This is a genomic window from Pantoea sp. UYEF8, assembly GCF_040546285.1.
Taxonomy (GTDB): domain Bacteria; phylum Pseudomonadota; class Gammaproteobacteria; order Enterobacterales; family Enterobacteriaceae; genus Pantoea; species Pantoea brenneri.
In genome coordinates this window covers 159769-185435 of sequence record NZ_JBEPNM010000006.1, presented here as the reverse complement: position 1 = coordinate 185435, position 25667 = coordinate 159769, and the positions used below count along the sequence as shown (strand labels likewise).

Sequence of the window (25667 nt, the reverse complement as noted above, 5' to 3'; positions counted from 1 at the left end):
GCCTGACCATAACCCGTCGTGTTTTCTCGGCGACAATTCCCACGGTATTGAAACCGCTACCTTTAGCGCATCGACCTGCGCATTCATCACACCCCAAAGCCAACTGCACTTTGGTGAGACCGAATCAGTCTCAATCTCTATTGTTAAAGAACCCGCCACTCCGTTCCCTGTGGCCTGCCAGCGTCCTGCTGATGGGATAAACAATACTAGCGGTATTAATAATTAGCAATACCCTGAGTATTAAAAATAATAGCAGCGGTATTACTTGTATGATTTTGAAGGGAATTTATTTTTCGCGGGGGATCGATAGGCACAAAAAAGCCCGCTCAGTGGCGGGCTATCGGCTGCAGGCATGAAAAACCGGCGCGGTGGTCGGGCTAATCACAGAGCATGTTTGGCAAAGTCAATAATCGATGTTTCGTCGTCATGCTTGAAATGAGCCAGGCCATATTTGTCGAATGTTTTCCTTATCTCACTCATGGCTTTGGACTCTGAAGCTGAAGGTGCAGCGTGACCATCTATCGTAAAAAGCACATTAGCCAAATTGAGTAAATTTTCATTAGCAGCTCTTGTTACACGAGCCACCCAAGAATCGCAATGCTCCATCATTTTACCAGGCTCTTTCTGATTAAAAGCTAAGGGCTTGATAGCACATAATATTTTACTGTCATTTTTGGCAACGAACGGCATTTTAAAACGCGTTAGCTCACCGCCAAGTGTATCCTCTTTGAATGTACCCTTGAGCTCAGAATAAGAGTTGATACGTGCTCTCAACTCCTTAGTTAAAATTTGCTCCCTGCGTTCTTTACTGTATTCAGAGTGGTTAATGAACTTCTCATAAAGGCTGTTAAGTTCTTTCTCCGGGCTCTGAGCCATAACAACACGAGTAGAGCTAAAATGAAAAATAGACTCTTTTTTTGCAGTTAAGTAGCTGAAGAAATTGGCAAAATCCGTTGGCGTTTTGAATGAATGTGTATGTGCTTGAGCCAACTGTAACTCACGAGCAACGGCATCTTTTGCAAGAGGAAAGATAGTATCGTCTCGAAAGAAAGCGCTAACTCGTGCATCGTTACCATTCGTCAGCTTGAAGTAAAGAGTATGTTTTTTTGGCGCACACAAGACTACCCCTATGTTTGCAAACTCTTCAGTTTCTGCATAGGGTGCATATCTTACAATGCTGTAGAGACATGGCGTAGTCACTTGATATTGCTCCAAAATTTATCTTCTAATACCCTATCTAAAGTTGACCTAATAAAATCAACATATGCTTCATGTTCATAATCATCCTCTAGATTCCATTCTTCAGGAATCGCGGAAAGTGAAGCCGGAAGTATGGCCTTTACTCTTTTGGTCTCATCCTCAGCAGATTCTCTATCTACTAAATCGAAAATCCATGAACGGTGTCTTTCACTATAGACATGGTGATCAAACTCACCAGGGACTTCATCATGGTCGAACGCAAGGTTATGGTCAATTAGGTAATGTCTATTGTTTCTGTAATCGAAAATTATATTCACATTACCACCTGCAGGTGACAATGATCTGTCAGAGTTATTTATCCACTTATCAAACAGATACACTTGTTTTTGGCTAATGATATCAACATTGTTATGAGCCTGAGGAAAGGTTATGGGAGAAACTCCACTGATAAACCTCGTGGCGAAGGCATATCCCTCGTATAGCTCATTCTTCCATTCAGGAACAAATTCAGTTAGAGACTGATCGACGTACACAATTTTGAAGTCTGGCAAGGATAATCCAAGCTCTTTAGCCAAGCTGGCTGAGACCCATTCTGCGATGAGTTCCTTTTTAGTTACGCATGGACTGCCTTTAACAACATAAAGCTCATCATCATCGCATCTGCATAAAAATGGTCGAGTAGCACAGTCCATTATGCGCCTAACTATTTCTATAACTTGAAGATTATCTGCATTCATTGTCTTACATAGCATCCCTGAATGTATAAATATTGGGCCATTGCATTAAGCTCAAAAGCAGAATGCCGTCAAGTTTCAAACGTCTCTTTCGGCCACTGAGCCTTAAACCAGCCGCATCTTCGTCTCGATCGCTACGCCAAGCACTTTGCAGTTACCGTTCACCGGCACCATAGGCCACTGTGGGTTCAGCCCCTTCAGGTACTTCTGACTGCCGTCAATGATGAGCTTCTTGAATGTGGCTTCATTGTCATCAGTAAGCTTCGCAACGACCAGGCTTCCATTCACCGCTTCACGCCCTGTATCGAACAATACATACGTACCTGCCGGAATACTCAGCCCGATCGGCGCCGTCATCGAATCGCCTTCCACCTGTAACCAGAAAGCATCTCCCTGCGTATGTGCGTCAGATTCAAGCCACATATCGACATCCTTTATCGTATAGGGTTCACAAGCCTCATCCCATGCGCCGGCCTGAACCTTGCTTAATACCGGGTAGCGAGCTGTGGGTTTGTGGTCTCTCGGGTTTGAGACGTTAGCATCAGCTGATGAAGCGTAGCTACTTGCCTCTCTGGCAAGAGTGGGGCTGAAGTCAGCGATTGAGCACTGAAGCATCTTCGCAAACACAGACGCCACTGACACGTTCAGAGAGTTTCTTCCGTTTAGGTAATGCCCAACACCGCCTTGGGTTATATCCAAAGCGTCGGCGATATGCTGTTGCGTAATGCCCAGCGACTTCTTCTTTGACTCATACAAAGCTTTCAGACGATTAGCGTCAGCAACCTGCTCTGGAGTCAGTTCTTTTTTCTTTTCCATCCCCGGATTCTAATACCCAAGTTATTAAAAAATGAAATACCGCAAGTATTGATATATTTAATACTTGTAGTATTATTGGTTCATCGGTAATCACTCGGAGGAAACCGATGGATAAGTTAACCCTGGCTGATTACGTCAAGGAGAACGGACAGGCAAAAGCCGCCGATGCAATCGGTGTTCACCAGACAGCAATCAGTAAAGCAGTACGGGTAGGGCGGAAAATTTTCGTAACCACGCTTCCTGATGGACGCGTGCAAGCAGAAGAGCTTCGGCCTTTCCCTAGCAGTAAAAACGCTGCTGCATAAGCAGCGTTGCTCTTTATCAATCTGACCGGAGGCTGTTTCGGCCCCCAAAAACCGAAGTGACTTGCTCACCGCAATGTCACGCAATTACTTAACCAACAAAGGAATTTTACATCATGGAAATTGCAAGCTATCGCAAAAAAGCGAGAGAGATTGAAAGCCAGTTACTGAACAAACTGGCTGAACGTGGACAGGGAACACTGGCGAAGGTACTCGACCTGGACGACGCAGCCGTAAGCCGCATGAAGCGTCCATCAGGAAAGCAGCGTCACAGCTTCTTCCAGATGATGAGTCTGGCGCTGGCTTATCTGGATGTGGTTTCACCTGAATCAGAAATGGCGCAGAGGTTGTTGCGCATAGAGCAGCTACTGACAAAAGAAAAAGCGCCGAACTGCGGGAACAGTTTCGACGCTTGATAGCAATTTGCGAACACAAATAACTGGAGGAAATTATGCCAGGACTAACTGGATATGTAAACAGTAAAGGGGGCAGTTATGTCAACTGCTGAACTTTTTGATTTCAACGCAGCTCGCAAACACAGGAGCGCAAGGATGGAAAACCAAAAGCAGGGGCATTTTGCACTGTTCCGGAGTCTTCTGTCCAAGGATTGGGCCAAAGATACAGCCAAGCTGGCAATGTGGATTCGGCTTATCGGTGAGGCTTCCTACAGGCCACGCACAGTAGAGTTTGCTGGCAAGGAATGGAATCTTCAACCCGGCGAACTGGTGACCACAGCGGCGATTATGGGCCGTAAATTACGTGATCAGGATGGCACGGAAAAGAGTCCGCAGGCGGTGACCAGAATGATTAATTTCTTCGCCAGAGAAGGGATGATCACCACTAAGGGAACACGCTTCGGGACGGTGATCACCATCACGAATTATGCCGAATATCAGGTCATTTCAGCCGATGAACCTCGCGAAAGACCATCCGATAACAACAAACCCAGCACTGGTGCGGCTTTGAATGCTGTAACCGATGAACCATCCGATAAACCATCCGATGAACAGAACAAGAAGTTACTAGAACAAGAACTAAAAGATAAACCCCCCCATACCCCCAAAGGGGGCTTGGAAGGTGATCAGGTTAAACCTGAAAAGCGTCGGGCAGAGCGCATTGATTACGAATCTTATCTGGTTGCCTACAACGAGGAGGTTGGTGATCGCCTTCCACACGCTGTATCTGCCAATACTCAGCGTCAGCGCCGCCTGAAAAAACTTATCCCTCAGCTCAAAACCCCAAACGTCGCAGGCTTCCGGTCATATGTCCGCGCATTCGTCTGCCAGGCCAAGCCGTTTTACTTCGGTGGAAACGAAACTGGCTGGTCAGCGGATCTGGATTTTCTCCTGCGTGAAACAACGCTCACCGGCGTCAGGGAAGGCAAGTTTGCAGACCACAAGGAGCCAGCATGATTAATACCGATATCGAAGCCAGCGTAATTGGCGGCCTGCTGATTGGCGGTTACACGCCGGATGCCAGCGACGTCATCTCAACACTGGACGAAAGCGCATTTAGCGTAGACCTGTACCGCCGCGCATTTGGTGAGATTAAGCGTCAGGCGAAACAACGCAGCCTGATTGACGGGATGATGGTTGCCGAAGCCATGGGTGATGAGTATTTCGGTCACGTCATGGAGACCATGCGCAAATGCCCTTCGGCAGCAAACCTGAAAGGCTATGCCCGCGTGGTGGCCGATTATCACAAGGTGCGCCGGTTCACTGAACTCATGGACGCTGGCAAACGTGAAATCACTTCAGCGGGAAACCACGAGATTGCTCTGAACGCTATCAGCCAGTTCATGACATCACTCACCGATATCGACCGCCCTGGTGATGAAATCAGGCCAATGCATATCCGTGACGTTCTGGACGGTTATCAGGAGATGCTTGAGAAGCGCGTTCGTCAGGGTGAAGAGTCCGACACACTCAAAACCGGCATTCCTGAGCTTGACCACATCACCGGTGGCATCAACTCCGTCGACCTGGTCATCGTTGCGGCGCGCCCTGGCATGGGTAAAACGGAATTCGCGCTTACCGTAGCTGAAGGTGTCGGCCGGCAGAAACTACCGGGCAGCAATCAGAAACGCGGCGTGCTGATTTTCAGCATGGAGATGGACGCTAATCAGGTGGTAGAGCGGCAGATCGCCGGTGCCGGTAATCTGCCAGTTTCAGCACTACGCAACCCTGCGAAGATGAACGATGAAGGCTGGGCGAAGGTAACAAACGGACTTGGGCGCCTGTTAGAGCTGGATGTGTGGATTGTCGACGCCAGCAAGATGAACGTTGAGCAAATCCGCGCCATTGCAGAACGTCATAAGCGCAACAACCCGGCGTTATCACTCATCCTGGTGGATTACCTCGGACTGATTGATAAGCCAAAGGCTGAACGTAACGACCTCGCTATTGCACACATCTCCGGCAGCCTGAAGCGCATTGCAAAAGACCTCAAAACACCGGTTATGTCACTCAGCCAGCTATCCCGCGATGTTGAGAAACGCCCGAAAGGTCAGCGCCGCCCGACCAACGCCGACCTGCGCGACTCCGGCAGCATTGAGCAGGACGCCGACAGCATCATCATGCTCTACCGCGAAGCCGTCTATGACGAGGAGTCACCAGCTGCGAACTATGCAGAAATCATCGTCACTAAAAACCGCTTTGGACAGCTCGGAACCGTTTATCAGTCTTTCAACAACGGACACTTCCAGCCAACGGATCAGGAAGCCGCAGCAAAACTCTGCCGCGCCCGCCCTGAGCAAACCCAGCAACAATCACGCCGCTACAACAAAGGGGCTGACGTATGAATTTAACCTACGAAGATTCAGAAGTAATTGCAGCATATCTGTGCGCAGACAGGCCACAGTACAGAGGCCCGGTATTCATCGACCTCAGCAAACTGGAAGACCTGCACATGCGGAGCGCTCAGGCTCACGTTCGCTATGCACTCATGTTTGCATCCGGAAAGTGGACATCGACCGGGAGAGCAGCATGACACAGGTAATTCACGGACTACCCTGCAACATCATGGTCACTCTGGCGGCGGATCCGGCACTTATGCATATGGTTGAAAAATGCCTGGAGGAGAAAGAATTGGTAGATCAGTTTATCCGACTGTACGGCGTCGGCCTTCCACGCCCTCCGCGCAATGGCCTGGATGCCATGGTTGATGAGGTTACTGGCTATCGAAAAGACACATATGACAAATTTTTCAATGCCTTCATTCCATTCGTGCATCGCGCAGTTTACCTGCCGATGAAAGCACAACTTGAGCAGCAGGAGCAGCCCACCAATCAGAACGGAGAGCAGTGATATGAGCCAGTGGATTAAGTGCAGTGAGCGGATGCCCATAGTTATTGAAGATGTCCGGGTTTATAAATCAGTGGAAGTGATAGTGACTGACGGGAATCTGGTCACAACCTGTGACTGTTGCGCCGGGATGCCTAACAGTGACCCTGAGCAATTCTGGGTTTCATTCAGTCACTACGGAAACATGCCAGCTAGCCAGATAACTCACTGGCAACCACTCCCATCTCCACCGGAGGAAGCATGACCATCAACGATGAGCTGGAGCGGCAGAAGTTTGAAGCTTGGTTTGAGGCCGAATATAAACACCTCGAATCATCAAAATATACCGACACTGTGCCGCATATCAAATATGGATTCTGGAATGCCTGGCGGGCCGCCTGGAACACCCGCGCTGAGATGGAGAAGAGTGATGAAAATTCAGGACAAAACTAAGCGCACTGTAAGGCTGGAGCTTACTACAGATGACTTGCTGGAAATTTTTGTCGATAAAACCGGGATGGGCGACATCGACGATTTTAGATGGTTGCTAGGCAGTAAAGATGGTGACCGTGAATTAAATTCTGGAATAACGGGTATCGTTATTATCGCTGATAACCTGGAGAAGTCATGACTGACAACGTAATCCCCATTAAGCGCCCAGACCACGCTCAGGGCATTCAGGACGCACTGACATTGCTGAGAGTTCTGGTAATGGGCGGCCACAGCCTGATGACCATCAATGACGTCATTCTCAAAGCTGAGGATGAGCTGGCTAATTTGCAGGAGCAGATAAACCGGAGGTGACCCGTGGACAAGCAGAGCTATTTTCTGGTTGATGCAACCAGGCGAAGAAACTGCACTGAATTCATTAACGCATTACCAACTAACCCCGAACACCCCCTCGTAGTAACCATCCAGGAACGCACCCGCAGCCTCGACCAGAACGCCAAACTTTGGGCATGTCTCAATGACATCTCAGAGCAGGTCAACTGGCATGGGCGAAAGCTAACGAGCGAAGAGTGGAAGTACGTTTTTACCGCAGCACTCAAGAAGCAGGACGTCGTGCCTGGCATTGATGGCGGCTTTGTAGTGCTGGGCCAGTCAACAAGCAGAATGCGCGTCAGTGAGATGCGTGACCTAATCGAACTTATCAGCGCCTTTGGTGCAGAGCATGGCGTCAACTTTGGTGACGACGCTACGTGCGCTATGCGCTGGGCAGCCCATTACGGGAGAGCAGCATGAAAAAATACACCCTGATTTATGCAGATCCACCCTGGACCTATCGCGACAAAGCGAACGATGGCGAGCGCGGCGCCGGCCACAAATACCAGACCATGACCGTGCCAGATATTTGCCGATTGCCGGTGTGGGATTTGGCAGCTGAAAACTGCCTGCTGGCTATGTGGTGGGTGCCGACACAGCCGGTTGAGGCGCTGAAAGTAATGGACGCATGGGGATTTCGTCTGATGACGATGAAGGGATTCACCTGGCATAAGACCAATAAGCACAAAGGTAACAGCGCGATCGGCATGGGCCACATGACCCGAGCCAATAGCGAAGACTGCCTGTTTGCTGTGCGTGGGAAGTTACCGGCCCGTATTGATGCATCAATTTGCCAACACGTTACCGCGCCGCGCATGGGGCATAGCGCCAAGCCGCCAGAGTTTCGCGATCTGCTGGTCAGGTTGCTGGGAGACGTTCCGCGCTGTGAATTATTTAGCCGCGACAGCGTTCCCGGCTGGGATATGTGGGGCAATCAGTGCGACAGATCATTTGATCTACTACCTGGCGTAGCAACCGAAAAGCAGAACAGGAGTGCAGCATGAGAAATACATGGAGCCGCGAGCATCTCGACATTCTGGCTCGCGATTACGCAAACGCATCAACAGACCTGCTGGCAATCATGTTCGACAAGCCACGGCAACAGGTAACGAACAAGGCCCGCGAGATGGGACTGAAGAAATCACCTGAATTTCTGGAAGTTGTCCGGGCAGAAACCGGCGCGATGAGGTGGAGAAATCATGCGTGAAACCTGGTTCACTCACCCCGACCCGATAGACACAAAAACAGCAGATGAGCTGATAGCCAGTTACAAATCACGAAATATCCAGGCCAAAAAGTGCCTTGCATTTGACCCGTGCTACTGGCTGGTAAGCGCGCTGCTGCCCGAGTTCCGGAACGAGCCAATACCGAGCAGGCAGTATAAAAACCCAATGTGGAGCTGAGCATGACAACAAAGTATGACGCCGGTAAGTGGCGGTTCAGCCTGGTGCCAATGAATGCGATCAGGTCGGTTATCGACGTGCTGGAATTCGGAGCTAAGAAATACGCGCCGGACAACTGGAAGACGGTTCCTGATGCCAGAACGAGATATTTCGATGCGACTATCCGACACGTCACCGCGTGGTGGAATGGAGAGAAGGACGATAGCGAAAGCGGACTGCCACACCTGGCGCACGCAATCTGCTGCCTCCTGTTTCTTCTCTGGCTGGATGAGGAGCAACCCAATGTGTGAACGCTGCTGCCGCTGTCACATAACACTCACCTCAGAAGACAAGTATCACTACGGGGCTAACTGTGAAGCCTGTAATACGGACTATCTCTATGAAGAACACGAAAGGGACCATCCAATCAAATCTGCCTACTGGCGATGGAGAGCAGTGTGCTTCTGTGTGCGCTTTCTGTTCTGCGGCGCTGCCAGAGTCGGTGGTTTATTGCTGCACAAGCTGCGAAATAAACCTGATGCAGGATCCAAACTTTCGGATGTGTGGAGAGGGCCATGAGGAAAGTCAGGAGGAAATGTAAGAACCCAGCCTGCCGCGAATGGTTTCATCCAGCCTTCCAGAATCAACGCTGGTGTAGCGCAGATTGCGGAACGGTACTGGCGATGGCTGAAAGGGAGAAGAAGCGGCAGAAAGCGGTACAGGAAGCAGAACGACGACGAAAAGAAGAAGCTCAGCAGGAAAAGCGCCACACCAAAATCCGCAAGTTAGCAGTTCAACCCATCAGTCACTTCCATAAGCAAACCCAGTCAGCCTTCAACGAATATATCCGCACTCGCGATGCCGCCGACCCCTGCATCAGCTGTGGACGATTCCACGAAGGGAAATATGACGCCGGGCATTATCGAACTCGCGGTGCTTCACCAGCTACACGCTATGAAGAAACCAACTGCCATAAGCAGTGCGTACCCTGCAACCAGCACCTTTCCGGCAACATTGAAAACTACACGCCCAATCTGATTAAGAAAATCGGTCAGGCTGCTTTCGATCGCCTTATGGGTCCGCACCCCGTGAAAAAGTGGACGCGGGAAGAGCTGCAGGAGTTGGCTGCACATTACAGACAGAAAACCAGAGAGCTGATTAAGCAGAGAGAGGCAGCATGAAACCAATCGATCATTACCGGCTGGCTATGTATTTGCACAGTCGAAAACATCTTCAGCATCGACTGAACGAAATCAACAGCAAGATTGAGCGCGTCCAGTATCAACCCCAGCGCAGACTGCCATTAAGCCAGCGCATCATGAATTGGTGGTTCGCATGACCGAATACCTCAGAGAAAAGTGGCTCCGGCTAAGGCTGATGCGAATGCCGGGCATGGCAGAAATAAACTACCGACTTATCAGAATAGAACTGAAATTGAGAGGGGCTAACCATGGGGCTTGAAGCGACAGTTCGTTATCACTTTCCGAAAACGCAGAACTTTAGTGGAATGACACCTCAGACATCACCAGACACGCTAACAGGAACTGATTACATCGCCGGCATGGGTATGGCTATGTCACGCGCTCCGCTGGGCTACAGTGCGTTTATGGGTAAGGTTGGAGTAAGCGATAACGACGCCCGACGCGCCGTATCGTTATTAACTGAATATGCGTTGAGTACCTGCGATAAGGTTGCCGCCTTACGCAAGCTAGACACAGATATTAAGCCAGCGGTTATGCAAACGCTCGCAACTTATGCCTACATGGATTATTGCCGCAGCGCTGCCAGCGTCAAGCCGTGCGAATGCTGCCGGGCGAAAGGGTTTATTGAGGCGGATGTGTTCACCATGAAGTCACCGCTATCAGGCGGATCATCCCGTAGCGTGAAAGAGGTTGTTCGCGTCATCTGCAAAACCTGCAGAGGGAAGGGGGTAGTCTCGTCATCATGCCGTGACTGTAGCGGACGCGGAAGGGCGGTTGATCGCAAGCTTACTGAAGAACGGGGTGTGCCGGTTCTGGGTGACTGTAAGCGCTGCTGCGGTCGCGGTTATGAGCGGATCCCCGCGGTGGAGGCGTTTCGCAGCCTCTGCGATATTACCGATGCAATCAGCCTGGCTACTTGGGATCGAAGTGGAAAGCCGTTCTATGACCAACTAATCGGCAAGCTGGAGATTGAAGAATCATGGGCTAACTCAGCGCTGAATAAAGTAACTGGATAGCGCAATCGGAAATAGCTCATTATTTTATCGTGAGCTATTTACTTTTCAGGAAGCTGGGGATATGATTCCTAACAGTTGAAGTTGCGCGCTGTTGTTTGACGCGGTAACGTAATCCAGTCAGTTCCATCGATTTGTGATAGTCAAAGCGCCCTGCGGTCTCACCAACTGCGAGGGCGTTTTTTTAATTCTGCACAACAGGTAAGAGCATTGGCGTGACGGCTTCATAAGCCAACCCACGCAGCAGCATAGACCCCAGGCAATGTGTGCAATGTTCTTTCCGTTGTGGTGAATACTGGCTTCCTTGAAATGGAGTCGGAGATAAGCACCGGCCCACCACAATAACTGAGCCGAATAGCAGCGCCTAATCGGCTCATCCCCTCCCGGGGATAAGCATCACCGCATACCCTATTGCGGATAAGTAACATCACTAAACTATTTCAAAGGTCAGCCATAGAGTTGGCCTTTTCTGTTTTGCGCACGCCATTCGAAACCAGAAAACATTTTCCCTTGGTGGCGTAGCGCATTTTTTCAAACACAGCGGATGTAATTGCGGCGGGAGAGATGCAGGAAGGTTTCTTACGTGACACTAAGAATTCTAACCTGGCTCGCTCAGTTCACAATTTCATCAATTCCTAAAAGCGAGCCTCCAGTCCTGGAGGTGGATATGAAAACTATGGCAGACAAAGTAACGACAGCCGCGGCGTATACAACGTCGGGGGCGACTTTCCTTGCCGGGAGCATGTCTCTAAACGAGTGGTTAGCTGTGGGTGGTTTCATGCTGGCTATCGCGACATTCATTGTGAACATTTACTTCCAGCGTAAGCGAGATAAGCGCGAAGAGCGCATGAGCCAAATGAGATGGAGAGCGATTGATGAGTCAGATAATCCCGATCCTCAACTTTGAGGAAGGTTATGTGGAGTCGCCTTACGTCGATTCTCTTGGCTTCCCAACGGTAGCTGGCGGTATCCGCATTGGCCCCAAAGGCGCATCGTTGAGTAACTATACCTTTCGCGTTCCTCGAAAAGTTGGCGACACATGGAAGCAAGTGATTGTTGATGAGAAAGTGCTGGACATGAACAGCCGGCCGGCCATTTACGCTGCACTTAAGCAATGCAACCCGGCCCGCGCAGATGTCCTTTACAGCATGGCTTACCAGATGGGCGTCGATGGTCTTGCAGCGTTCAAAAACACGTTGGTCATGATTTCCAACGGTAACTTCACTGGAGCAGCTGAAGGGATGCTGAATAGCCTGTGGGCTAAACAGACACCCGGTCGCGCCCGCCGTCATGCTGAAGTCATGCGCACCGGCTCATACGATATCTACAAGGGGAAGATATGAACGTTATTACCTTCCTCGCCGTGGTTATCGTTGTGATCGCCCTGGTGCTACTGGTGCGTAAGTACAGCTCAGTTGAGTTCGTTGCTCATGCCCGCTTACTGTTCCGCGCCTGGTCTGTCTGGCTCACCGGTGCTGGTACATTGCTGGGCGTTTATCTCGCTTCGGCTCCTGATGCAATTATCTCAGCCTGGAACATGCTACCGCCTGACCTTAAGGCGATGCTGCCCGTCAACATTGCGCAGTACGTCAGTTATTTCATTGTTGCGCTCGGCGTTATCTCTCAGTTCATCAGGCAACGAAATTTGAGTGATCGCAAACAGCAACTGGATGAAAAGCAATGACAACTCTCGTTAACCTTTTCGCCGGCGGGTGGAACTACATTATCGCCTTTCTGGCTCTGATTGCTGCCGCTGCAACCGCTTACTTCAGTGGTAAAAGCAAAGGGAAGACAGAAGAGAAGGCCAAGGCGGATGTGACAGCAGCAAAGGTAGAGTCACAGCAGGTTAGCGATGTGGCTAAAGTGCAGGCAATTAACACGGAGAAGGCAAACAGTGTTAAAGAAAACAATTCTTCTCTGTCTGACGATGCTGCTCGCGACAAGCTGCGCAGATCTGAATTCAACTCCGACGACTAACCCGGCTCCCACCAAAACAGTAGATTCGCTTTGTACTCAGGATGCATCCATCAGGACGCACGGCAAAGATGCTGACCTGATGGACATCAGAACGGTGAGAGCAATCAACACGCATAACGACCTATGGATGGCGCTGTGTGGGAAGCCAGTAAATCTGTAATGCATTGCAAGAGGCATCAACTTTTCCAGATGCCTCTGACAATGAATTGCCTGAAACGAGGAATCGATCATGAGCACTAAATGCATGTCAGTTGGTGGCTACCCGGTAGATGTCGCAACGCCTGCAGACGTTGAGGGTGGAGATTACACCTTGCCGGCAGCTACGACATCTGCAATCGGCGGCGTAAAGAAAATGACTAATCAGGCAAACACAGCAGCTACTGATGTAGCTGGTCTGGTGACTGACTTCAACGCTCTACTGTCAAAGCTTAAAGCGGCAGGAATGATGTAATGGCAAAGCTCACCGACAAACAAGAGCTGTTTGCCCATCCTGATGATGTATGTGTCGGTGAATGCGTGATTTATGCCGGATACACAAACAAGCGAGGGTATGGGCAGAAGCATATAGCCCGCAAGCCGCATTATGCTCATCGAATTGCATACTGTGAGGCTAATGGCGTCTCGTTAGATAGCATCAAGCACCTTCTCGTCAGGCATAAGTGTGACAACCCATCATGTGTAAATCCGGAACATCTCATTACAGGAACCGCAGCCGACAATAATCGCGACAGGTCAAGAAGGGGCAGAAACTCGTATCCTGACCGCTCGGGTGAAAAGAATGGAATGGCAAAATTAAAAGTGTGCGATGTCATATGCATTCGGCGCGAATATGTGCGCGGAAGCATTGGTAACGGGCTTAGAGCGTTAGCAAAGAAGTATGGCGTATCGACGACCATGATTGCTGACATCGTTAAGCATAAAAACTGGAGCAACGTTTCGGAGGTGTGATTTGAAACAGCTCACACCTAAGCAGGAACTGTTCTGCAGGGAATATTTAAAAGACCTCAATGCCACTCAGGCAGCTATCAGGGCGGGTTACAGCGAGAAGACCGCCAAAGAGACTGGATATGAGAACCTCACAAAACCTCACATTCAGGAGCTGATAGCGGAGTTGAATAAAGACAGGCTCGATCGGTTGCAGGTTGACGCTGATTACGTTCTTCGCCAGGCGGTAAAACTTCATGAGCGCTGCATGCAGGAAGTGGAACCAATCACTGACCGGCGCGGTGAAGAGGTTACTGATGAGCAGGGTAGAACAATTTACGGATTCGACGCAAAAGGCGCTGTGGCGTCGCTTAAGCTCATTGGCGATCACGTTACCGTTCAGGCCTTCAAGCAGCAAATCAGCAATGAGATGCGCGGCAATATTGGCATCAACTTGAACAAATCTCTCACCGAGCTATTCGACGATGACAGCAATTAACCCCATCTTTAAGCCATTCGTGAAGCCTTACCGCTACAAAGTGGCAAAGGTGGTCGCGGGTCAGGGAAGAGCTGGACGATTGCCCGGTTACTGGTTGAGATAGCCAGGCGGGGCGCTTATCGCTTTCTCTGCGCCCGCGAATTGCAGAACAGTATTAGCGACTCAGTAATCCGACTTCTTGACGACACGATCAACCGTGAAGGCTATCAGGCTGAGTTTGAAGTTCAGCGTGCAAGTATTCGCCACCTGATTACCGGTAGCGAGTTCATGTTTTATGGCATCAAGAACAACCCGACCAAAATTAAGTCGCTTGAAGGTATCGACATCTGCTGGATGGAGGAGGCAGAGGCGGTATCTAAAGAATCGTGGGACATCCTGATACCCACCATTCGTAAGCCTGGCTCAGAGATATGGGTCAGCTATAACCCAAAGAACATTCTCGACGATACGCATCAGCGCTTCGTAATCGCCCCTCCTGATGATATTTGCCTGCTGACCGTTAACTACAGCGAGAACCCATGGTTCCCTGATGTGCTTCGGCTGGAGATGGAGGAATGCAAACGCAAAGACTATGACCTCTACCTGCATATCTGGGAGGGTGAGCCGGTTGCTGATAGCGACATGGCAATCATCAAGCCCTCATGGGTTGCTGCCGCTGTAGATGCTCATAAGCTGCTTGGGTTCGATATTGCTGGCGAGAAGCGCGTCGGGTTCGACGTGGCCGATGAAGGTGAAGACAGCAATGCAATTACTCTCCGTCATGGCTCAGTCGCTATTGACGTAATGGAGTGGGATCGCGGTGACGTTATCGAATCCTCTAACCGCGTGAACCTGTATGCAGAACAGCAGCAGGCCGATGAGATTATCTACGACTCAATCGGTGTGGGTGCTGGCGTGAAGGCGCAATTAGGCCGCATAGCAAAAGTTAACATTCAGGGCTTCAACGCCGGTGGCGCTGTCCTTTACCCCGAATCTGAATATATCTCCGGGAAAAAGAACAAAGACATGTTCTCCAATATCAAGGCTCAAGCCTGGTGGCATGTGCGAGACCGGTTCTATAAAACATGGCGCTGCGTGGAAGCCCGTAAAGCAGATCCAGATTGCATCCTCGAATATAAACCTGACGAACTCATCAGTCTCTCATCCGACATCAAAAAGCTGGAATACCTCAAGGCTGAGCTGTCACGCCCATGGGTTGACTACGACGGCAACGGAAAGGTGAAGGTTGAGAGCAAGAAGGACATGAAGAAGCGCGGCATCCCGTCACCAAACATGGCTGACTCGCTGATCATGGCGTTCGCACCACTCATCAGGAAGCCGATGGTCATCGACGCAAGCCAACTCAGGAGAATTTGATGTGGTGGTTTAAGAAAAAAGAAATCGCCGCGCCTGAGCCGGTGAAAGAGCCTGAAAAGGTTCATATGAAGATTAACCCCGAGGCCGTTGCTTCCGTCCAGCCTAAGCCTCAGCGAGAATTCCAGCCTTACCAGCCCCCGAAGGGTGTCATTCCTGAGCCACTGGAGCGGTCAGTGCTTGCGATGGACTCCACCGATTACACGGCGCTGAATGAAGCTTACAGCATGGGCTACGGCACGCTGGATTCATTCCCCGGCTATCCCTATCTGGCGGCAATGGCGCAGAAGCCTGAATACCGAAAGATGGTTGGCACTATTGCTGAGGAAATGACTCGCAAATGGATAAAGCTCCGCACTGTCGGTGATGACGACAAATCAGAACGCGTGAAGGCCATTACTGATGCACTGGAGCGATTCCATGTGCGTGAGAAGTTCAGAGAGGCAGCAGAGCACGATGGTTACTTTGGCGGAGGGCAGATTTATATCGACGTCCTGTCACCAAAAAACGTATCAGCCTGGACGGATGATAATGAGCTGAAGCAGAAGCTTTTTATCTCTGACAAGAAAATCCCGAAAGGCAGCCTCAAAGGTTTGCAGGTGATTGAGCCAGTCTGGACCTACCCCGGCGTCTATAACGCGCAGAACCCGTTAAGCCCCGACTTCTACAAGCCAACAGAATGGTTTGTGATGGGCAAGACAGTTCACGCCAGCCGCATGATCGACTTCGTATCGCGACAGGTGCCGGACCTGCTGAAAGCCAGCTACAACTTCCGCGGGCTTTCTCTGGTGCAGATAGCAGAGCCCTACGTGAACAACTGGTTACGTACTCGTGACAGCGTGAGTGACATGATCCACTCGTTCAGCATCCCAGTGCTCGGCACTGATATGAGTCAGGTGCTGATGGGTAATGGTGCTGATGAGTTGCTTTCCCGCATGGAGCTATTCAACCGCTGCCGGGACAACAGGGGTGTGTTTGCAAAGAATAAGGTGGGCGATCAGGAGGAGTCAGTAGAGTTCGTAAATGCTCCCCTGTCTGGCCTCGACACATTGCAGGCTCAATCACAGGAGCACATGGCGGCAGTGTCCGGCATCCCGCTGGTTAAGTTGCTGGGTATTACACCCAATGGCCTGAACGCTTCATCAGACGGCGAGATTCGCGTTTTCTATGACTACATCCACTCAATACAGCAGGCAATGTTCAAAGAGCCTCTGAAGCGCGTTCTGGACGTTATTCAACTATCAGAGTTTGGCGATATCGACCCCGAAATATATTTCGAGTTTGAGCCGCTGTATGAAATGAGCGCGAAAGAACGTGCAGATATCCGCCTGGTTGATGCACAGACTGATGCAGTTTATGTCACTCAGGTGCAGGCGCTCTCAGTCAATGAAGTGCGCGAGAAGGTTGCTGATGACCCTGACAGCCCATATCACTCACTGGACTTAAGCGATGACCTCGAAATCGAAGAAAGCGACTTCGACGAAGACGAAGAGTCAGAGTCCGAAGACGATCCGCCCGACAAGGCCTAACGCCGGTGTCGAAGCCTGGTATCGAAAGAAGTTGGATTCACTCATTACCGAAATGAACGACTCGGTAGTGTACTGGCTGAAGGCTAATTACCGGGCATCCGGCGCAATGGCAATGGACGCATCGCCCGCAGTGTTCATGCGTGACGCGATGAAGAAGTTAGCCAGGCAATGGCAGAAGCGTTTCGACGATGTGGCCGCAAAGCTTGCTGACCGGTTCGCAGGGCAGGCGCAGAAGAACTCTGACGTGTCGCTCTATAACGCACTGGAAACGGCAGGATTCACAGTCCCGTTCAAGATGACGCCAGCGATGAATAACGCGTTGCAGGCGACAATCACGGAAAACGCGAACCTGATTACCAGCATCCCTGAGCAATATCTTACGCAGGTACAGACGCTGGTAATGCAGTCTGTCAGCCGCGGGCGTGACCTTTCGACGCTGACTGATGAGCTGCAAAAGCGATATGGCATCACCCGCCGCCGCGCAGCACTCATCGCACGTGACCAGAACAACAAAGCCACCGCAGTTATGCAGACGGCCAGACAGCACTCTCTCGGCATCACTGAGGGCATCTGGCGACACTCTCACGCAGGCAAACAGCCTCGGCAATCACATGTGAAAGCTGATGGAGAGAAGTTCGACCTGTCGAAAGGGCTTTATCTGGATGGTAAGTGGACTCTTCCAGGCGAAGAGATTAACTGCCGCTGCACATGGTCCCCGGTCATTCCCGGACTCAATTAAACGGAATCACACATGACTATCGAACGGTTAGCGTTTGACCGCGCATCCGTGCGCTCATTCGATGGTAACGGCAGGCTTCAGATTAAAAGTAGTCATATCAGCAAGGCGAATGTCTGCCCCTATTACGGGCGTGAGATTCCGAATGCTGAGGCGTTGGGATTAGACCCCGACAAGATTTACCGGCTCTGGCGCCACCCTGACGAACTGAAGAAAGCCGCACCAACATTCAACAATATCCCTGTTCTCTGCATCCATACCCCTGACTTCCCCGGCGACCCGCCTCGCGAATATCGAGTAGGCACCACGCATTCTGGCAGCGAGTTTTTATTCCCCTATTTAGATAACGGCCTGTCCGTATGGGATAACTCAGCCATTGCGGGTATCGAGACTGAAGAGCAGAAAGAACTGTCATCGTCGTATCAGTACGTCGCTGACATGACTCCCGGCGAGACACCAGACGGCGAAGCATTTGACGGCGTCATGCGTGACATCGTCGGGAACCACGTTGCACTGGTCGAAACCGGCCGCGCAGGTAGCGACGTACTGGTCGCTGATTCACTCCCACTGGAGCTTAAATACATGAAGTTAGACCGCAAAGGCGTTGCCGCACGTGCCGCGCTGGGAGCGTTTCTGAAGCCGCGCCTGGCTCAGGATGCTGCACCCAAAGACCTCACCGCCATCCTGAATGCGAACAAATCACCAAAGACGATCGCACAGGCCGTTATCGCCAAATACAAAACCAAACTGGCTGCCGACATGGAGCTGGAGCCGGAAGAGTTGGTTGAAATCATCGAAGCGTCCGCTGAAGGCATTGAGCCGGAAGAAGAGCCGAAAGTGGCTGGTGATGACGACAATGAGTCGATCATCTCTCTGCTGCGTGAAGCTGGCGTGTCCGAAGAAGTGGTCGCCAAAATCGCCGCTGCCCTGTCGCCTGCCGTCGCTGAAGATGAAGACAAAGACGACGACGACAAGAAAGACGAGAAAGACAAGGTATCCAAAACCGCTATGGACTCTGCTATTCGCCTGGCTGCTGACAGTGCCACCAAGACCGCCGCTGAGAACTTCCGCCGTGTGCGTGAAGCTGAGCAGGCTGTACGGCCGCTGATTGGTGATGTGGTTGCTATGGACTCCGCCGAGGACGTCTACCGCACTGCGCTTGAGCAGGCTGAAGTGGATATCACTGGCGTACATCCATCGGCATTCCCTTCACTGGTGCGTATGGCAATCCAGCAGAAAGAAAATTCACGTCCTGTTATCGCTCAGGACTCCGCATCAATCAGTGAGTTTGAGAAAGATTTTCCGACCGCTGGCAAGCTGAAACGAGGTTTCTAACATGGCAGGTTTTCAGAGTGTAATTAACCAATATCCGGCCCCGGGTGTTGAGGGTGGCTTTGCCAGCACCAACGAGCACGCTACCTATCTGGCTGGCGAGGCAGCACTGGTTGCAGGCGAAGATGGCCTGACTATCGGTCGCTTTGCATGGGACGTTAACGGCGTGGCATCAAACGCAGGTACTGGTGTTCCAGCTGGCTTTGTTCACCGCGATGGTCAGGCATCTATCACCACCTGGCTGGGTACGGACTCAAACGTTATCCAGTCTGGCCGCGAAGTTACCCTGATGGTTGCTGGTGACTTCTGGGCTCGCACGTCAACTGCAGCAACTCGCGGTCAGAAAATCTTCGCATCACTGACCACTGGTCAGGTTCAGACTGGCGCAGCGGGCGCAACGATCGCCGGTTATGTCGAAACCCCATTCAAAGCCGGTAGCGTCGCAGCAGCAGGCGAACTGGTCAAAATCAGCACCTGGAGCAATTAATGAATAAGTTTCAACAGCACTACTCCGCGGCAAGCGGCAAGTACGGCATCGTGCTGCCGGGCGCGAAAGAATATCTGAAGCCAGAGTTCGCGGAAAACTTCGCACTGGCTATGGATGCTCAGCCGACCATGGTTACCACTGGAAGCTCAGGTGTCCCGGCTTACTTCACCAACTACATTGACCCTGAGTTGATTCGCGTTCTGGTTACGCCAATGAAAGCCGCTGAAATCATCGGCGAAGTGAAGAAAGGCGACTGGACCACGCTTACCGCGCAATTCCCGATCGTGGAATCAGCAGGTGAAACCAGCTCTTATGGTGACTACAACCACAACGGTATGACCGCAGCTAACGTCAACTGGGTTGCTCGCCAGTCCTACCACTACCAGACCCACACCCGCTGGGGTGAGCGTGAGTTGGATATGTACGGCGCAGCGCGTATCGGTTATGCCGCCGAGCTGAACGTTGCTTCTGCGCTGGTGCTGAATAAGTTCCAGAACAAGTCTTACTTCTACGGCATTGCTGGCCTGCAGAACTATGGTCTGCTGAATGACCCGTCACTGCCTGCGCCAATCACGCCGAATGCAACTGGCACTGGTAGTGGCATCACCTGGTCAACCAAAGACGGCCAGGCGGTCTATGACGACATCGCAAAACTTTACGGCCAACTGGTTTCACAAACCAAAGGTCTGATCGAGCGCGATTCGCCAATGACACTGGCGATGTCGCCAACTGCTGAAGTTTCGCTGACCAAGACGAACATGTACAACGTCAACGTCTCCGACCTGCTGAAGAAAAACTTCCCGAATCTGACCATCAAGACTGCAGTTGAATACTCAACTCCGGCCGGCGAAATGGTTCAGCTGATTGCAGATCGCCTGGGTGAGCAGGATACCGCTTACGCTGCCTTCACTGAGAAGATGCGTGCGCATGCCGTGGTGACTGAAGAGTCTTCATGGAAACAGAAAAAGTCTGGTGGCACCTGGGGTGCAATCATCCGTCAACCACTGGCGATCGCCAGCATGCTGGGAGTGTAACAGGCTTATTCAAGCCGGTCGGTAAAACTCACCATAAAACATATATGCTGCAAGGTGATAAGCCGCAGATGCCTGCTCTTTGGTGGAATACAAGCCAAGGCTAACCTGTTTATTGTTTAAGCTTATTCTTGCCATCCATTTGTTTCTTTGGTTGTGAAAGCAAACTCCTTTAAATCCTGATGTGTTATCGGACCTTATGGTTGTGTTGCACATATTCTGGCTATTCGTGGCGGGACGAAGATTTTCAATTCTATTGTCGCTCTTATCTCCGTTAATGTGATCTATATATTCCGGCATGTCATCGCCGTGCGTAAGCATCCATGCGATTCTATGCACGCGGTACAGCTTGCCGGAAATGCCAATCATTCGATATCCAGCAGAGTCTAGAGATATCCCTTGTGGTTTGCGCATTTTAATATGCTGCATATCTCCAGTTTCAGGATTGTATTTAATAATCGACTTAAGGAACTCTTGGGTAATCATTTTTAATTCCTCTAAGGGTTAATTAGATATTTTCTCATGAAGACCTTAATTTATAAAGGTAATTAATATGTCTAACGAAGTATTAGTTGTTGGCTGCAAGCTGCCTAATGGCCTGGTGATTGATGTTGATGGCGCGCAGCCGGTCGTCCTGGCTGGCGCTAACGCATCAAACGTTATCGGCGGCTACGGCCTGACCGAGAATGTCGATAAAGCGGTGTTTGATAAATGGCTGGAACAACACAAAGACCAGCCGTACGTCAAAAACGAATTGGTGTTCGCCCAGGCTAAAACCAATAGCGCCGAGTCGAAAGCCAAAGAGAACGCTGACGTTAAGTCAGGTCTTGAAGGCCTGCCGCAGGACAATCCATCTCCGGGTGTCACCAAATCAGACGGTAAATAATCATGGCAGTCGTTGTCTTTGATGTGGACGCGTTCAGGGCGCGTTATCCCGAGTTCAGCTCGGTGAGTGATGACCTGCTGAAGGCGTATTTCGTTGAGGCAACGGTCTACCTGAATAACACCGATACAAGCCCGGTAAATGATGTGAATCAGCGGGCTGTATTCCTGAATATGCTGGTTGCTCACCTTGCTGCGATGAATAGCGGCGTAGGCGGGCAGGCATCAAGCGGGTTAGTTGGGCGGGTAACGAGCGCGTCGGAAGGTTCGGTCTCTGTGTCGGTAGATGCCGGGCCGTCCAGCTCAGCATCATGGTGGTATCTGCAAACGCCATATGGTGCGGCTTACTGGCAGGCCACACTGCCATTCCGGACGATTCGTTACCTGCCTGGTGGGTCACCGTCAATGTACCCCTATCACTACAACCGCAGAGGCTCATACCGGAGGTAGCGATGAGTTCATTTTCAGGTGGTGACGCGCTGGAGAAGAAGTTGGCTGAGCTGGCGCAAAGCCTCGGTGATGCCAAAACTCTCCGTGTCGGGTTCCTTGAGGGAGCGACATACCCTGATGGTGAGTCGGTTCCGATGGTGGCTGCAGCGAATGAGTTTGGTGATCCCGGCATGAATCGGCCACCCCGGCCATTCTTCCGCCGCATGATTGAAGATAAGTCGCCTCAGTGGGGTGATGACATCGGAAAGATTGCGGTTGCCACCAACTATGATGCGACCACTCTTTTCTCCCTGATGGGTGAGCGCATTAAAGATCAGCTGCAGGAGTCAATTCGTGAGTTTACAGACCCTGCGCTGGCACCCTCTACGATCGCCAGAAAGGGATTCGAAAAGCCTCTTATCGAAACCTCTCACATGCTCAAATCTGTCGACTATGACGTTAAGGATGGCGTATGAATCTCCATGGCATTGTGCGCCGCGCCATCACCGTTGTTAACCCGGACGTGCCGGGAGTGATGATGGTAAGCCTTGGCACATATACGACAGATGCGGCAGGCCATCGTGTGCCTGCTTACGCAGAACAGAGCGTGACTGTGCAGCTTCAGCCACTGGCCTATACCGATCTGATGAAGCTCGACGGGCTAAACCTGCAGGGCATCAAAAAGAAGGCCTACGTTAACGGTAACTTTGAAGGCGTCAACCGACCCAAGCAAAAGGGCGGCGACAAGCTCATCGTTAACGGCGAGACCTGGCTGATTACGCAACCACTGGAAGAGTGGCCTGACTGGTGCTCCTTCGCTGTCACGCTGCAGGTATCCACATGAGCGCGACCATAAGCATTACACAGGATGACCTGACAGCCGCCTTGCGCGGTTTTTTATTGTCCTTGATAGATGCAGAAGTTTTTCTTTCTCAGGAAAACAACACGCCAATGCCAATCGGTGATTTCGTCACCATGACGCCAATGTTTATCACTGGTCTATCAACAAACCGTGTCGGATACAACGACCCGGGCGTCGGTCAGGGTAGTGAGCTTACTCAGCGCAGCAACCAGTGGCGATGTCAGTTGGATTTCTACGGCACCTCAGCGCAGGAGATGGCAGCCATAGTCGGAACCATGATCCGCTCTGAATACTCCGCTAACTGGTTTCGCCAGAACAACATGCCGGTCACCCCGCTTTACGCGGGAGAGCCGCACCAGACAACGATGATTAATGCAGAACAGCAGTATGAAAGCCGCTGGACGCTCGACTTCATCGCGCAATTTAACGCCGTGATAGCCACACCTCTGGACTTCATGGACAGCATTCAAGTCGGCATTGTGGCCGCAGATTTAAAATACCCTCCGGAGAATGCATAAATGGCAATCCCATTACGTAAAGACGTACAGATTAACCCTGGCGTTTTGCCTGCTGGCGGTTCAGCGCTCGATCTGAATGGCCTAATCCTGACCGACAGCTCTTATGCCCCGGTAGGGAGTGTCGTCACGTTCACCAGCAAGGATGATGTGTCGGCATATTTTGGCAGCGCGTCAGCTGAATTCAGCATGGCTGAAGTTTATTTCCAGGGCTATGACAACTCAACAAAGACGCCGGGCGCGCTTCTGTTTGTCCGATTTAACTCTGAAGATGCCCCGGCGTGGCTTCGCTCCGGCTCTATGGCGTCCGTAACGTTAGATCAGCTTAAATTACTGAGTGGCGCGCTGACACTGACCGTTGACGGCACGGCGCACACGTCGGCCAGCATCGACCTGAGCACGGCAACGAGCTTTGCAATGGCGGCCGACCTGATTGAAACAGGTATCGGCTCCAGCGTTACGGTAGAGTTTGACACTACTCAGAAGCGCTTCATTATCACCAGCGCGACCGATGGCGCAGTTAGCACCATCACCTACGCAACCGGAACCTTATCTGCTGGCCTGAAGCTGACAGCAGCTACCGGCGCTCTGTTATCTCAGGGCGCAGATGCAGCAGTTGTCACCACGGCAATGCAGTCGGTGCTTGATAGCTCTCAGAGCTGGGCAATCTTCACAACTTCCTTCACACCGACAGAAGAGGAAGCGCTGGGCTTCTCTTCCTGGGTTAATGGTCAGAATTACCGGTTCGGCTATGTGCCATTCACGCTGGAAGAATCCGCGCTAGTATCTGGCTCAACCGAAACGCTGGCGTACAAAATCATCAGCACTTACGAATATTCCAACGTCGTGCCGGTGTTCGGTGACCAGACTCATGCAGCGAGCGTTATTGGTTATGCCGCATCTCTTGACTTCGACCGTCAGGAAGGCCGGGTGCCATTCAAGTACCGCTCTCTTGGTGGCCTGCTGCCGGAAGTGACCACGTCAGCAAATTACGATGCGCTGATTGCCAACGGTTATAACTTCTACGGCGCGTACACGGAGAATAACTACGACACCCGTTACTGGGCTGATGGCACCATTACCGGTGACTTCAAGTGGTTTGACTCCTTCTGCTTCCAGATCTGGCTCAACGCCAACCTGGCTCAGGATGCAATCGAACTCTTCCAGTCAAACCGAAGCATCCCGTACAACGCGCGTGGCAAAGCTATTACCGAAGCGTCTTTCGCGGACACCCTGAATCAGGGGATCACCTTTGGCGGCATCCGTACGGGCGTCACTCTTTCGTCTTCTCAGATATCAGAGATCCAGAATGCTGTTGGCACCGATGTGTCAGCCTCGCTGATTGCAAAGGGCTACTACCTGTATATCGCTGACGCTACTCCTACTCAGCGTCAGGAGCGCACAAGCCCTAGCATGACCCTGTGGTATTGCGATGGCGGCTGTGTGCAGAAACTCACCCTGGCAAGCATTGAGGTGCAATAATGTCCAACACTATTACAAGCGCTGATTCCATTTTTGCCCTCACTGTTACCAACCTGTTCCCCAGCGCGCAAACGCTGGAGGGGTACGCTGCTGACGCGATGTTTGCACTTGGCGATACTGAAATGGCGGTCTCCGTCCGTGGTGCTGACGGAAAGTTATCGGCCGGCTTCGTTTTCGGCGAGTATCTTCAGACGATCACCATCATGCCAGACAGCCCATCACGCGGGCTGTTCGAAACATGGCAACTGACATCGGTAACGGCCAAGGCAGTTTTCCGCTGCAACGCGACAATCATTCTCCCGGCTATCGGCCGCAAGTTCACACTGACCAACGGCGTACTGCAGCGCGTTAAAGCCATCCCTGATGCGCAGCGCGTATTGCAGGCGATGACCTTCCAGATCAACTGGGAAAACGTCACGGCCGAGGCTTATCAGGCGTAAGGAATAACATGGCACGCAAAGAGATTTATTACACGGTGGAAGGAAAGGGTCGTGACCAGGGCAAGGTTTTCTTCATTCGCGAGATGGCTGCTTCAAAGGCTGAATGGTGGGCGATCCGTGCCGGACTGGCGATGGCTAAAAACGGCGTTAATCTTCCGGATAATTTTTCAGATTTTGGTATGGCAGGCATGGCTAAAGTCGGCCTAGAAATGGTTGCCAAAATTGACCCTGAAGAAGCAAAGCCGCTACTAGACGAGTTAATGGCCTGCGTTGAGTACGTGCCAAATCCTGACGATCGCTCTGTTAAACGTCCAATCATGGAAGATGCGATAGAGGAAGTGACAACCCGCCTCAAGTTGCGCTCTGAAGTGCTTAAGCTACACGTCGATTTTTTCACCGCCGTCGCAGGTTAGACATTCCGCCTACTATGGGGAGTA

The 25667-nt window shown here is 51.3% G+C and carries 41 protein-coding genes and 1 pseudogene; 38 read left to right on the top strand and 4 right to left on the bottom strand.

Features of this window, described 5'->3' with window-relative positions:
- Positions 1-381: 381 nt before the first annotated feature.
- The 3 genes from ABIB18_RS13740 to ABIB18_RS13730 form a co-directional block, all read right to left on the bottom strand.
- A complete protein-coding gene (locus ABIB18_RS13740) occupies positions 382-1200 on the bottom strand; it encodes a DUF3037 domain-containing protein (protein WP_476132381.1) in 819 nt (272 codons plus the stop codon).
- Positions 1197-1937 carry a HipA family kinase gene (locus tag ABIB18_RS13735; protein WP_354474432.1) on the bottom strand — a complete coding sequence of 247 codons (741 nt, stop codon included), beginning with the start codon at positions 1935-1937 and terminating at the stop codon, positions 1197-1199. The genes ABIB18_RS13740 and ABIB18_RS13735 overlap by 4 nt, the downstream gene beginning before the upstream one ends.
- Before the next feature lie 102 nt (positions 1938-2039).
- Complete coding sequence (locus tag ABIB18_RS13730) at positions 2040-2750, bottom strand: LexA family protein (protein ID WP_354474430.1); 711 nt, start codon at positions 2748-2750, stop codon at positions 2040-2042.
- 107 nt (positions 2751-2857) lie between these two features.
- On the opposite strand from ABIB18_RS13730, the gene ABIB18_RS13725 reads away from it, so the two are divergent.
- The 30 genes and pseudogenes from ABIB18_RS13725 (at position 2858) to ABIB18_RS13585 (ending at position 20623) form a co-directional block, all read left to right on the top strand.
- Positions 2858-3055, top strand: a complete 198-nt coding sequence (locus tag ABIB18_RS13725) for a Cro/CI family transcriptional regulator (RefSeq protein WP_143788997.1) — start codon at positions 2858-2860, stop codon at positions 3053-3055.
- A gap of 113 nt (positions 3056-3168) precedes the next feature.
- Positions 3169-3468: a CII family transcriptional regulator gene (locus ABIB18_RS13720; protein ID WP_354474428.1), complete on the top strand. Its 300-nt coding sequence runs from the start codon at positions 3169-3171 to the stop codon at positions 3466-3468.
- Positions 3469-3603: 135 nt separating this feature from the next.
- Positions 3604-4464 carry a replication protein gene (locus tag ABIB18_RS13715; protein WP_354474569.1) on the top strand — a complete coding sequence of 287 codons (861 nt, stop codon included), beginning with the start codon at positions 3604-3606 and terminating at the stop codon, positions 4462-4464.
- Positions 4464-5852, top strand: coding sequence for a replicative DNA helicase (locus tag ABIB18_RS13710; protein WP_354474567.1), 1389 nt, complete (start codon positions 4464-4466; stop codon positions 5850-5852). Before ABIB18_RS13715 ends, ABIB18_RS13710 begins: the two co-directional genes overlap by 1 nt.
- A 184-nt stretch (positions 5853-6036) precedes the next feature.
- The gene (locus ABIB18_RS13705) at positions 6037-6357 is read left to right on the top strand and encodes a hypothetical protein (RefSeq protein ID WP_354474426.1); all 321 of its coding nucleotides are present in this window, start codon (positions 6037-6039) and stop codon (positions 6355-6357) included.
- A gap of 1 nt (position 6358) precedes the next feature.
- Positions 6359-6598, top strand: coding sequence for a DUF551 domain-containing protein (locus tag ABIB18_RS13700; RefSeq protein ID WP_354474424.1), 240 nt, complete (start codon positions 6359-6361; stop codon positions 6596-6598).
- Positions 6595-6786, top strand: a complete 192-nt coding sequence (locus ABIB18_RS13695) for a hypothetical protein (protein ID WP_354474422.1) — start codon at positions 6595-6597, stop codon at positions 6784-6786. Before ABIB18_RS13700 ends, ABIB18_RS13695 begins: the two co-directional genes overlap by 4 nt.
- Complete coding sequence (locus ABIB18_RS13690; RefSeq protein ID WP_354474420.1) at positions 6764-6964, top strand: hypothetical protein; 201 nt, start codon at positions 6764-6766, stop codon at positions 6962-6964. The genes ABIB18_RS13695 and ABIB18_RS13690 overlap by 23 nt, the downstream gene beginning before the upstream one ends.
- Positions 6961-7137 (top strand): hypothetical protein, encoded by a 177-nt coding sequence (locus ABIB18_RS13685; protein ID WP_354474418.1) that lies wholly within the window; start codon positions 6961-6963, stop codon positions 7135-7137. The genes ABIB18_RS13690 and ABIB18_RS13685 overlap by 4 nt, the downstream gene beginning before the upstream one ends.
- 3 nt (positions 7138-7140) lie before the next feature.
- Positions 7141-7575, top strand: coding sequence for a recombination protein NinB (locus ABIB18_RS13680; protein WP_354474416.1), 435 nt, complete (start codon positions 7141-7143; stop codon positions 7573-7575).
- Positions 7572-8159 (top strand): MT-A70 family methyltransferase, encoded by a 588-nt coding sequence (locus ABIB18_RS13675; protein WP_354474414.1) that lies wholly within the window; start codon positions 7572-7574, stop codon positions 8157-8159. Before ABIB18_RS13680 ends, ABIB18_RS13675 begins: the two co-directional genes overlap by 4 nt.
- Positions 8156-8362 (top strand): hypothetical protein, encoded by a 207-nt coding sequence (locus ABIB18_RS13670; RefSeq protein ID WP_354474412.1) that lies wholly within the window; start codon positions 8156-8158, stop codon positions 8360-8362. The genes ABIB18_RS13675 and ABIB18_RS13670 overlap by 4 nt, the downstream gene beginning before the upstream one ends.
- Complete coding sequence (locus tag ABIB18_RS13665; RefSeq protein ID WP_354474410.1) at positions 8355-8558, top strand: hypothetical protein; 204 nt, start codon at positions 8355-8357, stop codon at positions 8556-8558. Before ABIB18_RS13670 ends, ABIB18_RS13665 begins: the two co-directional genes overlap by 8 nt.
- 2 nt (positions 8559-8560) lie before the next feature.
- Positions 8561-8848 (top strand): dATP/dGTP diphosphohydrolase domain-containing protein, encoded by a 288-nt coding sequence (locus ABIB18_RS13660; protein WP_354474408.1) that lies wholly within the window; start codon positions 8561-8563, stop codon positions 8846-8848.
- A gap of 264 nt (positions 8849-9112) precedes the next feature.
- Entirely contained in the window at positions 9113-9718 is a 606-nt protein-coding gene (locus ABIB18_RS13655) for a recombination protein NinG (protein ID WP_354474406.1), read from the top strand.
- Between the two features lie 154 nt (positions 9719-9872).
- Positions 9873-9998, top strand: a complete 126-nt coding sequence (locus ABIB18_RS23785) for a YlcG family protein (protein WP_502922714.1) — start codon at positions 9873-9875, stop codon at positions 9996-9998.
- Complete coding sequence (locus ABIB18_RS13650) at positions 9988-10755, top strand: antitermination protein Q (protein ID WP_354474404.1); 768 nt, start codon at positions 9988-9990, stop codon at positions 10753-10755. The genes ABIB18_RS23785 and ABIB18_RS13650 overlap by 11 nt, the downstream gene beginning before the upstream one ends.
- Positions 10756-11419: 664 nt before the next feature.
- Positions 11420-11659 carry a phage holin gene (locus ABIB18_RS13645; protein ID WP_354474402.1) on the top strand — a complete coding sequence of 80 codons (240 nt, stop codon included), beginning with the start codon at positions 11420-11422 and terminating at the stop codon, positions 11657-11659.
- The gene (locus ABIB18_RS13640) at positions 11628-12095 is read left to right on the top strand and encodes a lysozyme family protein (protein ID WP_354474400.1); all 468 of its coding nucleotides are present in this window, start codon (positions 11628-11630) and stop codon (positions 12093-12095) included. Before ABIB18_RS13645 ends, ABIB18_RS13640 begins: the two co-directional genes overlap by 32 nt.
- On the top strand, positions 12092-12436 hold the full coding sequence (locus tag ABIB18_RS13635) for a DUF7940 domain-containing protein (RefSeq protein ID WP_354474399.1): 345 nt from the start codon (positions 12092-12094) through the stop codon (positions 12434-12436). The genes ABIB18_RS13640 and ABIB18_RS13635 overlap by 4 nt, the downstream gene beginning before the upstream one ends.
- On the top strand, positions 12433-12729 hold the full coding sequence (locus tag ABIB18_RS13630) for a hypothetical protein (protein ID WP_354474397.1): 297 nt from the start codon (positions 12433-12435) through the stop codon (positions 12727-12729). Before ABIB18_RS13635 ends, ABIB18_RS13630 begins: the two co-directional genes overlap by 4 nt.
- Positions 12730-12958: 229 nt before the next feature.
- A complete protein-coding gene (locus tag ABIB18_RS13625) occupies positions 12959-13180 on the top strand; it encodes a head fiber protein (protein WP_354474395.1) in 222 nt (73 codons plus the stop codon).
- A complete protein-coding gene (locus ABIB18_RS13620; protein ID WP_354474393.1) occupies positions 13180-13677 on the top strand; it encodes an HNH endonuclease in 498 nt (165 codons plus the stop codon). The genes ABIB18_RS13625 and ABIB18_RS13620 overlap by 1 nt, the downstream gene beginning before the upstream one ends.
- 1 nt (position 13678) lies before the next feature.
- Positions 13679-14152 carry a terminase small subunit gene (locus ABIB18_RS13615; protein ID WP_354474391.1) on the top strand — a complete coding sequence of 158 codons (474 nt, stop codon included), beginning with the start codon at positions 13679-13681 and terminating at the stop codon, positions 14150-14152.
- A pseudogene (locus ABIB18_RS13610) lies at positions 14139-15508 on the top strand (PBSX family phage terminase large subunit). Before ABIB18_RS13615 ends, ABIB18_RS13610 begins: the two are co-directional and overlap by 14 nt.
- Entirely contained in the window at positions 15508-17034 is a 1527-nt protein-coding gene (locus tag ABIB18_RS13605; protein ID WP_354474389.1) for a DUF1073 domain-containing protein, read from the top strand. Before ABIB18_RS13610 ends, ABIB18_RS13605 begins: the two are co-directional and overlap by 1 nt.
- A gap of 52 nt (positions 17035-17086) precedes the next feature.
- Positions 17087-17773 carry a phage head morphogenesis protein gene (locus ABIB18_RS13600; protein ID WP_354474563.1) on the top strand — a complete coding sequence of 229 codons (687 nt, stop codon included), beginning with the start codon at positions 17087-17089 and terminating at the stop codon, positions 17771-17773.
- Between the two features lie 12 nt (positions 17774-17785).
- A complete protein-coding gene (locus tag ABIB18_RS13595) occupies positions 17786-19105 on the top strand; it encodes a DUF2213 domain-containing protein (RefSeq protein WP_354474387.1) in 1320 nt (439 codons plus the stop codon).
- Position 19106: 1 nt separating this feature from the next.
- Entirely contained in the window at positions 19107-19589 is a 483-nt protein-coding gene (locus ABIB18_RS13590) for a structural cement protein Gp24 (RefSeq protein WP_354474385.1), read from the top strand.
- Complete coding sequence (locus tag ABIB18_RS13585; protein ID WP_354474383.1) at positions 19589-20623, top strand: major capsid family protein; 1035 nt, start codon at positions 19589-19591, stop codon at positions 20621-20623. Before ABIB18_RS13590 ends, ABIB18_RS13585 begins: the two co-directional genes overlap by 1 nt.
- Before the next feature lie 9 nt (positions 20624-20632).
- Here the strand turns inward: ABIB18_RS13585 and ABIB18_RS13580 are convergent, their stop codons facing one another.
- Positions 20633-21106 (bottom strand): HNH endonuclease, encoded by a 474-nt coding sequence (locus ABIB18_RS13580; protein WP_354474381.1) that lies wholly within the window; start codon positions 21104-21106, stop codon positions 20633-20635.
- 67 nt (positions 21107-21173) lie between these two features.
- On the opposite strand from ABIB18_RS13580, the gene ABIB18_RS13575 reads away from it, so the two are divergent.
- The 8 genes from ABIB18_RS13575 to ABIB18_RS13540 are packed head-to-tail and all read left to right on the top strand — an operon-like array spanning position 21174 to position 25643.
- Positions 21174-21506, top strand: coding sequence for a hypothetical protein (locus ABIB18_RS13575; RefSeq protein WP_354474379.1), 333 nt, complete (start codon positions 21174-21176; stop codon positions 21504-21506).
- Between the two features lie 2 nt (positions 21507-21508).
- Positions 21509-21952, top strand: a complete 444-nt coding sequence (locus tag ABIB18_RS13570) for a DUF4054 domain-containing protein (protein ID WP_346529051.1) — start codon at positions 21509-21511, stop codon at positions 21950-21952.
- A gap of 2 nt (positions 21953-21954) precedes the next feature.
- On the top strand, positions 21955-22407 hold the full coding sequence (locus ABIB18_RS13565) for a hypothetical protein (RefSeq protein WP_354474377.1): 453 nt from the start codon (positions 21955-21957) through the stop codon (positions 22405-22407).
- The gene (locus ABIB18_RS13560) at positions 22404-22775 is read left to right on the top strand and encodes a hypothetical protein (RefSeq protein WP_354474375.1); all 372 of its coding nucleotides are present in this window, start codon (positions 22404-22406) and stop codon (positions 22773-22775) included. The genes ABIB18_RS13565 and ABIB18_RS13560 overlap by 4 nt, the downstream gene beginning before the upstream one ends.
- Entirely contained in the window at positions 22772-23311 is a 540-nt protein-coding gene (locus ABIB18_RS13555) for a phage neck terminator protein (protein WP_354474373.1), read from the top strand. The genes ABIB18_RS13560 and ABIB18_RS13555 overlap by 4 nt, the downstream gene beginning before the upstream one ends.
- Positions 23312-24790 carry a DUF3383 domain-containing protein gene (locus ABIB18_RS13550; RefSeq protein WP_354474371.1) on the top strand — a complete coding sequence of 493 codons (1479 nt, stop codon included), beginning with the start codon at positions 23312-23314 and terminating at the stop codon, positions 24788-24790.
- On the top strand, positions 24790-25230 hold the full coding sequence (locus tag ABIB18_RS13545; protein WP_354474369.1) for a phage tail fiber protein: 441 nt from the start codon (positions 24790-24792) through the stop codon (positions 25228-25230). The genes ABIB18_RS13550 and ABIB18_RS13545 overlap by 1 nt, the downstream gene beginning before the upstream one ends.
- 8 nt (positions 25231-25238) lie before the next feature.
- Positions 25239-25643 (top strand): hypothetical protein, encoded by a 405-nt coding sequence (locus ABIB18_RS13540; protein ID WP_354474367.1) that lies wholly within the window; start codon positions 25239-25241, stop codon positions 25641-25643.
- Positions 25644-25667: the final 24 nt, after the last annotated feature.

Bases quoted from the DNA above. Each gene is read 5' to 3' on its own strand.
- ABIB18_RS13735 (WP_354474432.1), bottom strand. From the start codon at position 1,937: ATGAATGCAGATAATCTTCAAGTTATAGAAATAGTTAGGCGCATAATG.
- ABIB18_RS13730 (WP_354474430.1), bottom strand. From the start codon at position 2,750: ATGGAAAAGAAAAAAGAACTGACTCCAGAGCAGGTTGCTGACGCTAAT.
- ABIB18_RS13725 (WP_143788997.1), top strand. From the start codon at position 2,858: ATGGATAAGTTAACCCTGGCTGATTACGTCAAGGAGAACGGACAGGCA.
- ABIB18_RS13720 (WP_354474428.1), top strand. From the start codon at position 3,169: ATGGAAATTGCAAGCTATCGCAAAAAAGCGAGAGAGATTGAAAGCCAG.
- ABIB18_RS13715 (WP_354474569.1), top strand. From the start codon at position 3,604: ATGGAAAACCAAAAGCAGGGGCATTTTGCACTGTTCCGGAGTCTTCTG.
- ABIB18_RS13705 (WP_354474426.1), top strand. From the start codon at position 6,037: ATGACACAGGTAATTCACGGACTACCCTGCAACATCATGGTCACTCTG.
- ABIB18_RS13700 (WP_354474424.1), top strand. From the start codon at position 6,359: ATGAGCCAGTGGATTAAGTGCAGTGAGCGGATGCCCATAGTTATTGAA.
- ABIB18_RS13695 (WP_354474422.1), top strand. From the start codon at position 6,595: ATGACCATCAACGATGAGCTGGAGCGGCAGAAGTTTGAAGCTTGGTTT.
- ABIB18_RS13690 (WP_354474420.1), top strand. From the start codon at position 6,764: ATGAAAATTCAGGACAAAACTAAGCGCACTGTAAGGCTGGAGCTTACT.
- ABIB18_RS13685 (WP_354474418.1), top strand. From the start codon at position 6,961: ATGACTGACAACGTAATCCCCATTAAGCGCCCAGACCACGCTCAGGGC.
- ABIB18_RS13675 (WP_354474414.1), top strand. From the start codon at position 7,572: ATGAAAAAATACACCCTGATTTATGCAGATCCACCCTGGACCTATCGC.
- ABIB18_RS13670 (WP_354474412.1), top strand. From the start codon at position 8,156: ATGAGAAATACATGGAGCCGCGAGCATCTCGACATTCTGGCTCGCGAT.
- ABIB18_RS13665 (WP_354474410.1), top strand. From the start codon at position 8,355: ATGCGTGAAACCTGGTTCACTCACCCCGACCCGATAGACACAAAAACA.
- ABIB18_RS13660 (WP_354474408.1), top strand. From the start codon at position 8,561: ATGACAACAAAGTATGACGCCGGTAAGTGGCGGTTCAGCCTGGTGCCA.
- ABIB18_RS13655 (WP_354474406.1), top strand. From the start codon at position 9,113: ATGAGGAAAGTCAGGAGGAAATGTAAGAACCCAGCCTGCCGCGAATGG.
- ABIB18_RS23785 (WP_502922714.1), top strand. From the start codon at position 9,873: ATGACCGAATACCTCAGAGAAAAGTGGCTCCGGCTAAGGCTGATGCGA.
- ABIB18_RS13650 (WP_354474404.1), top strand. From the start codon at position 9,988: ATGGGGCTTGAAGCGACAGTTCGTTATCACTTTCCGAAAACGCAGAAC.
- ABIB18_RS13645 (WP_354474402.1), top strand. From the start codon at position 11,420: ATGAAAACTATGGCAGACAAAGTAACGACAGCCGCGGCGTATACAACG.
- ABIB18_RS13640 (WP_354474400.1), top strand. From the start codon at position 11,628: ATGAGTCAGATAATCCCGATCCTCAACTTTGAGGAAGGTTATGTGGAG.
- ABIB18_RS13635 (WP_354474399.1), top strand. From the start codon at position 12,092: ATGAACGTTATTACCTTCCTCGCCGTGGTTATCGTTGTGATCGCCCTG.
- ABIB18_RS13630 (WP_354474397.1), top strand. From the start codon at position 12,433: ATGACAACTCTCGTTAACCTTTTCGCCGGCGGGTGGAACTACATTATC.
- ABIB18_RS13625 (WP_354474395.1), top strand. From the start codon at position 12,959: ATGAGCACTAAATGCATGTCAGTTGGTGGCTACCCGGTAGATGTCGCA.
- ABIB18_RS13620 (WP_354474393.1), top strand. From the start codon at position 13,180: ATGGCAAAGCTCACCGACAAACAAGAGCTGTTTGCCCATCCTGATGAT.
- ABIB18_RS13605 (WP_354474389.1), top strand. From the start codon at position 15,508: ATGTGGTGGTTTAAGAAAAAAGAAATCGCCGCGCCTGAGCCGGTGAAA.
- ABIB18_RS13600 (WP_354474563.1), top strand. From the start codon at position 17,087: ATGAACGACTCGGTAGTGTACTGGCTGAAGGCTAATTACCGGGCATCC.
- ABIB18_RS13595 (WP_354474387.1), top strand. From the start codon at position 17,786: ATGACTATCGAACGGTTAGCGTTTGACCGCGCATCCGTGCGCTCATTC.
- ABIB18_RS13590 (WP_354474385.1), top strand. From the start codon at position 19,107: ATGGCAGGTTTTCAGAGTGTAATTAACCAATATCCGGCCCCGGGTGTT.
- ABIB18_RS13585 (WP_354474383.1), top strand. From the start codon at position 19,589: ATGAATAAGTTTCAACAGCACTACTCCGCGGCAAGCGGCAAGTACGGC.
- ABIB18_RS13580 (WP_354474381.1), bottom strand. From the start codon at position 21,106: ATGATTACCCAAGAGTTCCTTAAGTCGATTATTAAATACAATCCTGAA.
- ABIB18_RS13575 (WP_354474379.1), top strand. From the start codon at position 21,174: ATGTCTAACGAAGTATTAGTTGTTGGCTGCAAGCTGCCTAATGGCCTG.
- ABIB18_RS13570 (WP_346529051.1), top strand. From the start codon at position 21,509: ATGGCAGTCGTTGTCTTTGATGTGGACGCGTTCAGGGCGCGTTATCCC.
- ABIB18_RS13565 (WP_354474377.1), top strand. From the start codon at position 21,955: ATGAGTTCATTTTCAGGTGGTGACGCGCTGGAGAAGAAGTTGGCTGAG.
- ABIB18_RS13560 (WP_354474375.1), top strand. From the start codon at position 22,404: ATGAATCTCCATGGCATTGTGCGCCGCGCCATCACCGTTGTTAACCCG.
- ABIB18_RS13555 (WP_354474373.1), top strand. From the start codon at position 22,772: ATGAGCGCGACCATAAGCATTACACAGGATGACCTGACAGCCGCCTTG.
- ABIB18_RS13550 (WP_354474371.1), top strand. From the start codon at position 23,312: ATGGCAATCCCATTACGTAAAGACGTACAGATTAACCCTGGCGTTTTG.
- ABIB18_RS13545 (WP_354474369.1), top strand. From the start codon at position 24,790: ATGTCCAACACTATTACAAGCGCTGATTCCATTTTTGCCCTCACTGTT.
- ABIB18_RS13540 (WP_354474367.1), top strand. From the start codon at position 25,239: ATGGCACGCAAAGAGATTTATTACACGGTGGAAGGAAAGGGTCGTGAC.